The following is a 12,306-nucleotide window of genomic DNA, read 5'->3' on the forward strand; positions in this document are numbered from 1 at the left end:
CTGATCGGCGGCGAGTGGTCGCCCTAGCAGGTTGAAGCCCGGCAATGAAACCAGCGCGCCTTGCCGTCCTCGGGATTGCCCTCGCCACGGGTGGCGCCGCCGCTTACCTCATGAGCGGTGGCGAAGCGCCCGCGCCGCAACCCATCGCCTCGGCCCCCCCGCCGCCCAGCATGCCCGTGGTCGAGGTCCTCGTGGCCGCCGCCGAGCTGCCGATGGGGCAGACCATCCGGCCGGCGGACCTGCGCTGGCAGGCCTGGCCGGAGCAGGGCGTGACCGCCGGCTACATCACCCGCACCGCCTCGCCCAAGGGCCTCGAGGAGATCGCCGGATCGGTGGTGCGCACCGCCTTCCTTCCCGGCGAGCCGGTGCGACCGCAGAAGCTGGCGCGGTCCGACGGCGGCTTCATGGCCGCGATCCTGCCCGCGGGCATGCGCGCCGTCGCCGTGGTCATCGACACGCGCGGGTCGAGCTCGGCCGGCGGCTTCATCCTCCCCAACGATCATGTCGACCTCATCCGCACCTTCCGCGAGGAGGAACCCGGCAATTCCGGCGACGGCCAGGTCTCCGAGACCCTGCTGACCGACGTGCGGGTCCTGGCCATCGGCCAGATCGTCCAGGAGAAGAACGGCGCCACCGTCGTCACCGGCGAGACCGCGACCCTCGCCCTGACGCCCGCCCAGGCGGAACTCGTCACCCTGGCGCAGAAGGTCGGCTCCCTGTCCCTGTCGCTGCGCAGCCTCGTCGACTCCGGTCGAACCACGACGGAGGCCGAGGCGCCGGTCGAGACGCGCTCCGACGCGGCCCTCACGGTGGTGCGCTTCGGCGTCTCGAAACAGCAATCGCGGCGCTGAGCCATGTCTCACCGAAACGTCATGTCTCGCCGAAACGTCACGAAGGATTCGTCGATGACCAGCAGATCCCGTGGCCCGTCGCAGCGCGATTCCCGCGCCCCAGTCGTCATCGGCCGCGTCGCGACGGGTCACGCCCTCGTGGCGGCCGTCGCCCTGGCCGGTGCCATCGCGGCAGCCGGCCCGGCACTGGCGCGCCCCGCCGGGGTGCTCACCGCCGCACCGGTCCTCGACGTCGGCAGCGACGAATCCGCCACCTCGCGCAAGCTCGACCTGACCATCGGACGCTCGCTGATCATCGATCTGCCGCGGGACGCCAAGGAGGTGTTCGTCGCCAACCCGAAGGTCGCCAACGCGGTGGTCCGCTCCACCCGCAAGGTGTTCATCATCGGGATGGAGAACGGCGCCACCTCGATCTTCATCATGGACGCCGAGGGGCGCCAGATCACCGCCCTCGACGTCACCGTGGCGCGCGACCTCAACGTGCTGCGCCAGACCCTCAACCAGAGCATCGCCGGTGCCCGCTTCGACGTGCGCGCCGCCGGCGACTCGATCCTGCTCACGGGCACGGTCAACTCGGCGGCGGAGGCCGCCCAGGCCCTCGACATCGCCAACGCCTTCGTCGGCCTCGGCGCGGGCGGGGGAGCGGGGGGCCTGCGCGGCACGGTCGTCAACAACCTCACCATCCGCGGCAAGGACCAGGTGATGTTGCGCGTCACCGTGGTCGAGGTTTCGCGCACGGTGCTCAAGCAGTTCGGCATCAACGTCAGCGGCAGCTGGTCGGGCCTGCGCCTGGCCAACACCGCGCCGCTGGGCATCAACGGCGGCCGGTTTCCGGCCGGCAACCGGATCGGCGGCGTGATCGGCGCCACCGACGCGTTGGGAAACCTCACCGGGAACGGCATCTCCGCGACGCTGCAGGCGTTCGAGCAGGCCGGCGTCTCGCGCATCCTGGCCGAGCCGACCCTGACGGCGATCTCCGGCGAGGCGGCCAAGTTCACGGCCGGCGGCCAGCTGCCGGTGCCCGGCGCCCTCGCCTGCTCGGCATCGACCACCGGCGTCCAGAGCTGCCAGCCCAGCATCACCTTCAAGCCCTACGGCGTCAGCCTCAGCTTCACCCCGGTGGTGCTGGCCGACAACCGCATCTCGATCCGCGTCGGGACCGACGTCACCGAGATCGACCAGCAGAACACCCTCAACATCAACTTCAGCGGCACGACGACCGCGGTGCCCGGCTTCACCGTGCGCAGTTCGGAGACGACGATCGAGCTCGCCTCCGGCGCCACGATGATGACCGCCGGCCTGATCCAGCAGAAGAACAGGGCGGCCATCACCGGCCTGCCCGGCCTCATCAACCTGCCGATCCTGGGCGCCCTGTTCCGCTCGCGCGACTACCAGCGCGACGAGACCGAACTGATGATCATGGTGACGCCCTACATCGCCAAGCCGATGGAGGCCAAGCAGGTGGCGCGCCCCGACGACGGGTTCGTCGATGCCTCCGACAGCCAGGCGATCCTGCTCGGGCGCGTCAACCGCCTCTACGGCGGCGCGGGCGCCGCGCCGCTCGGCCCGACCTATCGCGGCCGGGTCGGCTTCATCACGGACTGACGGCGGCCCCGTCCGGCTCCAGGCCCAGCGCGGCCATTCCCGTCAACGCTCCGGCGCCACCAGGATCACGACCGATGACCTCGAAACCCGTCAAGACCGCGTTCGTCCTCACGGCCCTCGTGGCCCTGCCCGGTCTGCTGGGCGCCTGCCGCTCGGAGCGGGTGATCACCACCGGCTCGGTCGCGCCGGCGGACTACCGGGCACGCCATCCGATCGTGCTCACCGACAACCAGCGCAGCCTCGACGTCTTCGTGACGGGCACCGGCCATCTCGACCCGCGCCAGACGGCGGACCTCGACGCCTTCGTCCTCGAATTCCGCCGCTTCGGCCGCGGCGTCCTCGTCCTCGACATGCCCCGCGGCGTATCGCCGGCGGTGGGCGCGGGAGTCGAGCGCACCGCGGCGTCGATCCGCCGGGTGGCGGCCGAGGGCGGGGTGCCCCCGCGCCAGATCGTGGTCGAGAACTACGCGGTGGCCAACCCCGCGCTGTCGGCGCCGGTGCGGGTGAGCTTCCAGCGGATGGAGGCCAAGGTCGCCAGCCAGTGCGGCACCTGGCCGGGCGACCTCGGCGTCAGCGATCCCGTCACCAGCAACCGCAACGAGCCGTCCTGGAACTTCGGCTGCGCGTCCCAGACCAACTTCGCCGCCCAGGTCGCCGACCCGGTCGACCTCGTGCGCGGCCGCCCGGAGGGTCCGGTCGACTCCGTCCGGCGCACCCTGGACATCGGAAAACTGCGCCAAGGCAAGGATCCGTCAACCAGATGGAATCAAGATGGGCAGACGAGCGTGAAGTCGCAGGTCGGCAACTGAGCGAGACGCGGGTCGCGCATGTCGGGACCACCGCGAGCCTCGCCGTCTTCACCGCGGCAACCTGAACCGGATCACCGACCATGGCGGACCTGCACGAGACATCCGAGCGCCTGATCGCACCGGTGCCACGCATCACGATCCAGGCCTTCTGCGAGACCCAGGACGCGGCGGGCATGATCGAGGCCGCCTGCCTCGACAGGCGCATGCAGAAGGCCCACGTCAAGGTGCAGATGGGCGGCGGGCCGGCCGCGGTGGAAGCCTACCGCCACGCCCCCACCCCGAACGTCATCATCATCGAGACGCAAGGGGCCAAGTCGCGCCCCCTCGAATGCCTCGATTCCCTGGCCGAGGTCTGCGACGAGGGCACCAAGGTCATCGTCATCGGCCACGTCAACGACGTGCAGCTCTACCGCCAGTTCCTGCAGCGGGGGGTGAGCGAATACCTGATGGCGCCCGTCGACCCGATCACCCTGATCCAGTCGATCTCGGACCTGTTCACGGCGCCCGGCGCCAAGCCCGTGGGCCGCACCATCGCGGTGGTGGGAGCCAAGGGCGGCGTCGGCTCCTCGACCATCGCCCACAACCTCGCCTGGACCATCGCCCGCGGCCACGGCACCGCCACGGTGATCGCCGACCTCGACATCGCCTTCGGGACCGCCGGCCTCAACTTCAACCAGGACCCGCCCCAGGGCATCGCAGAGGCGGTGTTCGCGCCCGAGCGCCTCGACGGCAACCTCCTCGACCGCCTGCTCTCGAAATGCAGCGACAACCTCAGCCTGCTCTCGGCGCCCGCGATCCTCGACCGCACCACCGACCTGTCCGAGCCGGCCTTCGACAACCTCGTCGACCTGCTGCGCGCGGCGGTGCCCTGCATCATCCTCGACGTCCCCCACCAATGGTCGGCCTGGACGCGGCGGCTGCTGATCGCCGCGGACGAGATCGTCATCGTGGCGGCTCCCGAGCTCGCCTCCCTGCGCAACGCCAAGAACCTGCTGACCCTGCTCCAGCAGAACCGCCCCAACGACGCGCGCCCGCGCATCGTCCTCAACGGCGTCGGCGTGCCCAAGCGCCCCGAGATCGGCGCGGCCGACTTCGCCAAGGCCCTCGATGCGCCGCTCACGGCCAGCATCCCCTTCGATCCGGCCCTGTTCGGCACGGCCGCCAACAACGGCCAGATGATCGCCGAGATCCAGCCCGGCGCGAAGGCGTCGGAGGTCTATGCCGACCTCGCCGCCAAGCTCACCGGCCGTCCCGAGGTCAAGCGCGGCCGGGCGAACCTGCTCGAGCCGTTCCTGGCCAAGATCGCCCGGCGCAAGGCCTCGTGATGCCCGCGGTCGTCGATCCCGCGATGCCACGGCGTCGCGCCCGGGGCACACCCAACGGCGCGAAGCCGGCATCCCGCATCACGATGACCGCCCGTATCACGATGACCGCCGAGGTTTGCCGTCATGTTCGGTAGGAGAAACGGCGCGGCCGCCGCGCAGGCCCCAGCGCCGGGCCCGGCCCGCACGCAGGTGCCGGTGTCCGTACGCGAGGAGAAGCCCCAGCCGGCGCAGCGCCAGGACGTGACGCGCCCGGACGGGTCCCGACAGGACGGCGCGCGTCACGAATCCTCGCGTCGGCCCGAGCCGGTCGCGGTGCAGGAGGCGCAGAAGTCCGAGGACTACTACCGCACCAAGAGCATGATCTTCGGGGCGCTGATCGAAGCGATCGATCTCGCCCAGCTCTCGCGCCTGGACGCCGAGACCGCCCGCGAGGAAATCCGCGACATCGTCTCGGAGATCATCGGCCTCAAGAACATCGTCCTCTCGATCGCCGAGCAGGAGGAACTGCTCGACGACATCTGCAACGACGTCCTCGGCTACGGCCCCCTCGAGCCGCTGCTGGCCCGCGACGACATCGCCGACATCATGGTCAACGGCGCCAACCGCGCCTTCATCGAAGTCGGCGGCAAGATCCAGCTCACCAACGTGCGCTTCCGCGACAACCAGCAGCTGATGAACATCTGTCAGCGCATCGTCAGCCAGGTCGGCCGGCGCGTCGACGAATCCTCGCCGATCTGCGACGCGCGCCTGCCGGACGGATCGCGCGTCAACATCATCGCCCCGCCGCTGGCCCTCGACGGGCCGATCCTCACCATCCGTAAGTTCAAGAAGGACAAGCTGACCCTCGACCAGCTGGTGAAGTTCGGCGCGATCTCGCCGGAGGGCGCCAAGATCCTCCAGATCATCGGCCGGGTACGCTGCAACGTCGTGATCTCCGGCGGCACCGGCTCGGGCAAGACGACGCTCCTGAACTGCCTCACCCGCTACATCGACGAGGACGAGCGCATCATCACCTGCGAGGACGCGGCCGAGCTGCAGCTGCAGCAGTCCCACGTCGTGCGCCTCGAGACCCGCCCGGCCAACATGGAGGGCTCGGGCCAGGTCACCATGCGCGACCTCGTCAAGAACTGCCTGCGCATGCGGCCCGAACGCATCATCGTCGGCGAGGTGCGCGGGCCCGAGGCCTTCGATCTGCTCCAGGCGATGAACACCGGCCACGACGGCTCGATGGGGACGCTCCACGCAAACTCCCCGCGCGAGGCCCTGGCGCGTATCGAATCGATGATCACCATGGGTGGCTTCACGCTGCCCTCGCGCACCCTGCGCGAGATGATCTGCGGCTCGATCGACGTGATCGTGCAGGCGACGCGCCTGCGGGACGGCTCGCGCCGCATCACGCACATCACCGAGGTGATGGGCATGGAAGGCGACGTGATCATCACCCAGGACCTGTTCGTCTACGACATCAGGGGCGAGGACGCGAACGGACGGCTGATCGGACGGCACCGCTCCACCGGCATCGGCCGCCCGCGCTTCTGGGAGCGCGCCCGCTACTACGGCGAGGACCAGGCGCTCGCCGCCGCCCTCGACGCCGCCGCCGCCCTCGACGGAGATCCGATGTGACCCGCGCCGGTCCGCCCGACATGAGTTCCCTGCCATGAGAACCCTGCCATGAACGGGACGAACCTCGCCCTGACCGGCGCCCTCATGGCGATCGCCGCCGGCGGCGTCGCCTATGTGTTCCTCGCCCCCTACATCGCCGGCGAGAACCGGGCCGACAAGCGGCGCAAGGCCATGAGCGTGGTGACGACGCCGGCCGCCCGCGCGGCCACGGTCAACCGTCGCGACCAGGTGGCGCGCAGCCTCAAGGAGATCGACGCCAAGGCCAGCGGCGGCAAGGTCAGCCTCGATCTCAAGATCGCCCGCGCCGGCCTCGATTGGTCGAAGCAGAAGTTCTACCTCGCCTCGGCCGCGATGGGCATCGTCTTCGCCCTGCTGATCTTCCTCGTGACCAAGACGCCGATCGCCGCCCTCGGGGCGGTGTTCGCCGGCGCCCTCGGCCTGCCGCAATGGATGCTGAACCACCTGCGCAAGCGACGCATCAAGGCCTTCATCAAGGAACTGCCGACGGCGATCGACATCATCACCCGCGGCATCCGGGCCGGCATCCCCCTGGGCGACTGCTTCCGGATCATCTCCCGCGAGACGGAAGATCCGTTGCGCTCCGAATTCCGGCAGGTCGTGGAGGCCCAGACTCTCGGGTTGCCGATCGGCGAGGTGATGCAGAAACTCTACGAGCGCGTGCCGGTGGCGGACGTGAACTTCTTCGCGATCGTCATCAGCATCCAGTCGAGCTCGGGCGGCAACCTCTCGGAGGCCCTCGGCAACCTCTCGCGCGTCCTGCGCGACCGCAAGAAGATGGCCGGCAAGATCCAGGCGATGAGCATGGAGGCGAAGGCCTCGGGCGGCATCATCGCGGCCCTGCCGTTCGTGGTGGCGATCCTGACCTACCTCTCCAGCCCGGACTACATCTCGCTGCTCTGGACCACCGACATGGGCCGCGTCGCCCTGGTGGTCTCGGCGCTGTGGATGTCGCTCGGGGTCTTCACGATGAAGAAGATGATCAACTTCGACGTCTGACGCCGGCCGGGGACGGACCGCGTCGCCGCGAACCGCCCCCGTCCCGCGCCGCGCCCGGCGCAGCCCACCGACCTTCGTCCGCACGGACCGCCAGCATGATCACCGCCATCGCCGACAAACTGATCGACCCCCGCTTCATGGCGATGGTGCTCGTCGGCATCGCCTCGGCGGCGACGGTGTTCGCCCTTCTCCAGCCGATCATGGAGCCGGACCGCCTCAACAAGCGCATGAAGATGGTCGGCAACGAGCGCGAGGAGATCCGGCGGCGCGAACGCGAGAAGCTGGGGGCCAAGGCCTCCCTGCGGGTGGCGCCCAAGGCCTACATGAAACGCGTGGTGGAGCAGTTCAACCTCAGCCGCTGGCTCGGGACCGAGAGCGCCAAGCGCCAGTTGCTGACGGCCGGTTTCCGGTCGCCGGGGGCGGAGACCGGGTTCCTGTTCTTCCGCCTGATCATGCCGATCGTCCTCCTCGTCCTCAGCATCTTCTACCTGTTCGTGCTGCAGGTCCTCGACCAGCCGGTCTTGATCCGGGTGATGATCGTCATCGTGGCGGCCTTCCTCGGCATCAAGGCGCCGGAGATCTACCTGTCCAACCGGACCGCCAAGCGGCAGACCGAGATCCGGGCGGCCTGGCCGGACGCCCTCGACCTCAGCCTGATCTGCGTCGAATCCGGCATGTCGGTGGAGCACGCCTTCCGCAAGGTGAGCTCCGAGATCGCGATCCAGTCCGTCGCCCTGGCCGAGGAACTGGCGGTGATGACGGCGGAGCTGTCCTATCTGCCCGACCGGCGGGTGGCCTACGAGAACCTCGGCAACCGCATCGGGCTCGACGCCGTCAAGTCCGTGACCACGGCGCTGATCCAGGCGGAACGCTACGGCACGCCGGTGGGCCAGGCCCTGCGCGTGCTCGCCCAGGAAAGCCGCGACATGCGCATGAACGAGGCCGAGAAGAAGGCCGCCGCGCTGCCGCCCAAGCTGACGGTGCCGATGATCCTGTTCTTCCTGCCGGTGCTCTTCGTCGTGATCCTGACCCCGGCCGCGATCCAGGTCATGCGCTGACGCCGACGGCCCGACACCGCCCTGCCCTTCCACTCCGAACGGCTGGGCGCCATATTGCGGTCATGGCTGCACCCAAGACGCCCCGCACCCCATCCGCCGAGGGATCGGCAGGCAAGACGACGGCGGCCGGGAAGCCCAAATCGTCCGCTTCCAAATCGTCCGCTTCCAAGCCGTCGTACTCGAAGGCGTCGAAGCCCGAGTTGAAGCCCCTCGACCCGTTCCTGGCCGAACTCCTGAGCCCCGCCCTCAATCGCAACCGGCTGCCCGAGATCGAGGCTCCGAAAGCCGCATCCGGCAAACAGGCCCCGGCGAAGCGGAAGGCGAAGGCGCCCGAAGGGTTCGGCGAGGCGCCGCAATCGGGCTTCGTCGTCGCCGACGCGGCGGAGGTGGACCCGCGGCTCGCCCAGGCCCTCGGCCTCGGCGAGGGCGATGCGGCCGAACCCGAGACGTCCCTGGCCGCCGACGGCGTCTCGGCCACCGTCGACGCGCTGTCGCGCCTGCTCACCGAGGGCAACCCGCTCTTCAAGGACGGGAAGACCTGGGCGCCGCACCGGCCCGACCGGCCGCAGAAGTCGGAGGGCGGCGTGCCCTTCCGGCTGCAATCGGAGTTCGAGCCGGCCGGAGACCAGCCGCGCGCCATCGCCGAACTGGTGGACGGCGTGACGAAGGCGGAGCGCGACCAGGTCCTGCTCGGCGTCACCGGCTCGGGCAAGACCTTCACGATGGCCAAGGTCATCGAGGCGACCCAGCGCCCGGCCCTGATCCTGGCCCCGAACAAGACCCTGGCGGCGCAGCTCTACGGCGAGTTCAAGAGCTTCTTTCCCGACAACGCGGTCGAGTATTTCGTCTCCTACTACGACTACTACCAGCCCGAGGCCTACGTGCCGCGCTCGGACACCTTCATCGAGAAGGAATCCTCGATCAACGAGCAGATCGACCGGATGCGCCACGCCGCCACCCGCGCCCTGCTGGAGCGCGACGACGTCATCATCGTCGCCTCGGTATCGTGCATCTACGGCATCGGCTCGGTTGAGACCTACACCGCGATGTCGTTCACGGTGTCGCTGAACGAGCGCATCGAGCAGCGCCAGCTCGTGGCCGACCTCGTGGCGCTGCAGTACAAGCGCATCCAGTCCGATTTCGCCCGCGGTACCTTCCGGGTGCGCGGCGACGTCATCGAACTCTGGCCGGCCCACCTGGAAGACCGCGGCTGGCGCATCGGCCTGTTCGGCGACGAGATCGAGAAGATCACCGAGTTCGATCCGCTCACCGGCAAGACCCTCAACGAGCTCAAGTTCGTGAAGGTCTACGCCAACTCCCACTACGTCACGCCGCGCCCGACGCTGCAGCAGGCGGTCAAGGGCATCAAGTCCGAGCTCAACCAGCGCGTCGAGGAACTGACCCGGATGGGCCGCCTCATCGAGGCACAGCGCATCGAGCAGCGCTGCACCTTCGACATCGAGATGATCGAGGCCACCGGCGCCTGCAACGGCATCGAGAACTATTCGCGCTACCTCACCGGGCGCAAGCCGGGCGAGCCGCCGCCGACCCTGTTCGAATACCTGCCCGACAACGCCATCGTCTTCACCGACGAGAGCCACGTCACGGTCCCGCAGATCGGCGGCATGTACAAGGGCGACTTCCGCCGCAAGGCGACGCTGGCCGAATACGGCTTCCGGCTGCCGTCCTGCCTCGACAACCGCCCGCTGCGGTTCGAGGAATGGGACGCGATGCGCCCGCAGTCGATCCACGTCTCGGCGACACCCTCGAAATGGGAGATGGAGCAGACCGGCGGCGTCTTCGCCGAGCAGGTCATCCGCCCCACCGGCCTCGTCGACCCGGTCATCGAGATCCGCCCGGCGCGCTCCCAGGTGGACGATCTTCTGGGCGAGGTCCGCGAGGTCGCCCAGGCCGGCTATCGCACGCTGGTCACCACCCTGACCAAGCGCATGGCCGAGGACCTCACCGAATACCTGCACGAGAACAACGTCCGCGTCCGCTACATGCACTCGGACATCGACACGCTGGAGCGCATCGAGATCATCCGCGACTTGCGGCTCGGGGCCTTCGACGTGCTCATCGGCATCAACCTGCTGCGCGAGGGGCTCGACATCCCGGAATGCGCGCTGGTCGCCATCCTCGACGCCGACAAGGAGGGCTTCCTGCGCTCCGAGACGTCGCTGATCCAGACCATCGGCCGGGCGGCCCGCAACGCGGACGCCCGCTGCATCCTCTACGCCGACCACATCACCGGCTCGATGGAGCGGGCGATGGCCGAGACCGAGCGCCGCCGCACCAAGCAGGTCGCCTACAACACCGAACACGGCATCACGCCACAGAGCGTCAAGCGCGGCATCAGCGACATCCTCGACAGCGTCTACGAGCGCGACCACGTCCAGGTGGACACGGGGCTGGCCAAGAACGCCGTCACCATCGGCCACAACCTCAAGGCGGTCATGGCCGACCTCGAGAAGCGGATGCGCACGGCCGCCGCCGACCTCGACTTCGAGGAGGCCGCGCGCCTGCGCGACGAGCTCAAGCGCCTCCAGGCCACCGAGCTCCTGGTCTCCGACGACCCGATGGCGCGCCAGGGCGACGTCGAGCGCGAGGCCGGGAAATACGGAGCCAAGCGCAGCCGCATCTCCAAGCCGAGCCTCGACGACATGGGGCCCGGCACCGATCGCGAACGGCCGGTCGACGGCGTGGCGCCGGTCTGGCAGGAGCGGCCCAAGGCCCGCTCGACCCAGGGGCTCGGTGGGCAGAAGCCGAAATACCGAGGCCGCGGCAGCGGGGGTTCACGCTCGCGTGACGGCTAGGAGGAACCGGCCGGGCAAACCGGGCTTTTCCTGTTCATCAGCGTCGCTGCGCGATGAATGGAGATGTCGATGACGACCCGTCCCGGTTCCCGCCCCGCCGCCGGCCTGGCAGCCCTGGCCGTCCCCATCGTGGTGGGTCTCCTGGGCTTCGGGGGCTCCGCCCTCGCGCAGACCGTCGAGAGCCGCCGCGACCAGCCGACGCCCGCGACCCTGCCCGATCCGGAGGAGGTCCGTCAGCGGGAGGGCAACCGCCCGATCGGCCAGGTGGCGCCCCCCGAGGCCATCACCTCCTCGACGGCGGTGATGAATTCCGACCGCAAGGGCAAGGCGAGCTACACCAACCCCCTCGACCATCTGCCCGCCAAGGACCGTGCCGGCACCGGTGGCGGCCGGCGCGAATAGGCGACACGAGACGGCGCCGGCACATCCGTGCCGGCACCGGCGGAGACGCGGCAACAGGAGCGACGGACATGGGCCTACTCGATCAGGTCATCGGCGGCGTGCTCGGCCAGATGATGGGCGGCGGCGGTTCCCAGCGCCAGGAGGGTGGACAAGGACAGGGCGGCGGCTTTCCCGGAGGCCTCCCCGGCGGCCTCGGCGGCGCGATGTCCCCGATCGTCCAGGCCCTGCTGATGCTCCTGATGCAGAAGGGGATGAGCGGCGGCCTCGGCGACATCTTCGGCGGCGGCGGCGCCCGCCAGCCGCCACAGGAGGACCGGCGCGAGCGGCAGGACCCGCGCGACGACGGTGACCTCGGCGGGTTCGGACAGGGCGGGGATCGCGGGTCCGACCGGTACGACGAACCCGAACGCCGCGGCGACGGCGGCGGCGAATTCGGCGACCTTTCCGGCATGCTCGACGGACCTGGGGGACGCTCGTCCGATCGGATGGGCCGTCACGACGGGCAGGACGGCTCCGGCGACGGGCCGGGCGGCCTCGACGGGCTGGTCGACAGGTTCCAGCGCGGCGGGCTCGGCGACGTCATGGAATCCTGGATCGGGTCCGGCCAGAACCGGCCGGTCGAGCCGAATCGGCTCGCCGACGCCCTCGGGCCTCAGACCGTCGACACCTTGGCGAGCCGGACCGGGCTCGACCGCGACACGCTGCTGTCCCAGCTCGCCCAGGCGCTGCCCGGCGTCATCGACGGGCTGACCCCCCAGGGGCGGCGGCCGACCCCGGAGGACCGGCGCGGCTGGTAGCCC

General features: G+C 69.8%; 10 protein-coding genes. All 10 read left to right on the forward strand.

Going from position 1 to position 12,306, the window contains the following annotated elements:
• The first annotated feature begins 44 nt into the window (after positions 1–44).
• The 10 genes from cpaB to ASG40_RS01355 all read left to right on the forward strand — a co-directional run bounded on the left by cpaB (position 45) and on the right by ASG40_RS01355 (position 12,303).
• Positions 45–851, forward strand: a complete 807-nt coding sequence (gene cpaB, locus ASG40_RS01310) for a Flp pilus assembly protein CpaB (RefSeq protein WP_055879276.1) — start codon at positions 45–47, stop codon at positions 849–851.
• A 54-nt stretch (positions 852–905) separates the two neighbouring features.
• Complete coding sequence (locus ASG40_RS01315; protein WP_082494280.1) at positions 906–2,456, forward strand: type II and III secretion system protein family protein; 1,551 nt, start codon at positions 906–908, stop codon at positions 2,454–2,456.
• A 74-nt stretch (positions 2,457–2,530) separates the two neighbouring features.
• Positions 2,531–3,265, forward strand: coding sequence for a CpaD family pilus assembly protein (locus ASG40_RS01320; protein WP_055879278.1), 735 nt, complete (start codon positions 2,531–2,533; stop codon positions 3,263–3,265).
• An 80-nt stretch (positions 3,266–3,345) separates the two neighbouring features.
• On the forward strand, positions 3,346–4,590 hold the full coding sequence (locus ASG40_RS01325; protein ID WP_055879283.1) for an AAA family ATPase: 1,245 nt from the start codon (positions 3,346–3,348) through the stop codon (positions 4,588–4,590).
• 123 nt (positions 4,591–4,713) lie between these two features.
• A complete protein-coding gene (locus tag ASG40_RS01330) occupies positions 4,714–6,213 on the forward strand; it encodes a CpaF family protein (protein ID WP_055879286.1) in 1,500 nt (499 codons plus the stop codon).
• Between the two features lie 48 nt (positions 6,214–6,261).
• Positions 6,262–7,230 carry a type II secretion system F family protein gene (locus ASG40_RS01335; RefSeq protein WP_055879289.1) on the forward strand — a complete coding sequence of 323 codons (969 nt, stop codon included), beginning with the start codon at positions 6,262–6,264 and terminating at the stop codon, positions 7,228–7,230.
• A gap of 95 nt (positions 7,231–7,325) precedes the next feature.
• Positions 7,326–8,288 carry a type II secretion system F family protein gene (locus ASG40_RS01340; protein ID WP_055879292.1) on the forward strand — a complete coding sequence of 321 codons (963 nt, stop codon included), beginning with the start codon at positions 7,326–7,328 and terminating at the stop codon, positions 8,286–8,288.
• 62 nt (positions 8,289–8,350) lie between these two features.
• Entirely contained in the window at positions 8,351–11,104 is a 2,754-nt protein-coding gene (gene uvrB / locus ASG40_RS01345) for an excinuclease ABC subunit UvrB (protein WP_055879294.1), read from the forward strand.
• A gap of 69 nt (positions 11,105–11,173) precedes the next feature.
• On the forward strand, positions 11,174–11,506 hold the full coding sequence (locus ASG40_RS01350; protein WP_156387496.1) for a hypothetical protein: 333 nt from the start codon (positions 11,174–11,176) through the stop codon (positions 11,504–11,506).
• 68 nt (positions 11,507–11,574) lie between these two features.
• Positions 11,575–12,303 carry a YidB family protein gene (locus tag ASG40_RS01355; protein WP_055879297.1) on the forward strand — a complete coding sequence of 243 codons (729 nt, stop codon included), beginning with the start codon at positions 11,575–11,577 and terminating at the stop codon, positions 12,301–12,303.
• The last annotated feature ends 3 nt before the right edge of the window (positions 12,304–12,306 follow it).

The organism is Methylobacterium sp. Leaf399 (assembly GCF_001424525.1).
Classification (GTDB): Bacteria; Pseudomonadota; Alphaproteobacteria; order Rhizobiales; family Beijerinckiaceae; genus Methylobacterium.

Excerpts from the sequence above, each read along its gene's own strand:
- cpaB (WP_055879276.1), top strand. The coding sequence starts at position 45 with ATGAAACCAGCGCGCCTTGCCGTCCTCGGGATTGCCCTCGCCACGGGT.
- ASG40_RS01315 (WP_082494280.1), top strand. The coding sequence starts at position 906 with ATGACCAGCAGATCCCGTGGCCCGTCGCAGCGCGATTCCCGCGCCCCA.
- ASG40_RS01320 (WP_055879278.1), top strand. The coding sequence starts at position 2,531 with ATGACCTCGAAACCCGTCAAGACCGCGTTCGTCCTCACGGCCCTCGTG.
- ASG40_RS01325 (WP_055879283.1), top strand. The coding sequence starts at position 3,346 with ATGGCGGACCTGCACGAGACATCCGAGCGCCTGATCGCACCGGTGCCA.
- ASG40_RS01330 (WP_055879286.1), top strand. The coding sequence starts at position 4,714 with ATGTTCGGTAGGAGAAACGGCGCGGCCGCCGCGCAGGCCCCAGCGCCG.
- ASG40_RS01335 (WP_055879289.1), top strand. The coding sequence starts at position 6,262 with ATGAACGGGACGAACCTCGCCCTGACCGGCGCCCTCATGGCGATCGCC.
- ASG40_RS01340 (WP_055879292.1), top strand. The coding sequence starts at position 7,326 with ATGATCACCGCCATCGCCGACAAACTGATCGACCCCCGCTTCATGGCG.
- uvrB (WP_055879294.1), top strand. The coding sequence starts at position 8,351 with ATGGCTGCACCCAAGACGCCCCGCACCCCATCCGCCGAGGGATCGGCA.
- ASG40_RS01350 (WP_156387496.1), top strand. The coding sequence starts at position 11,174 with ATGACGACCCGTCCCGGTTCCCGCCCCGCCGCCGGCCTGGCAGCCCTG.
- ASG40_RS01355 (WP_055879297.1), top strand. The coding sequence starts at position 11,575 with ATGGGCCTACTCGATCAGGTCATCGGCGGCGTGCTCGGCCAGATGATG.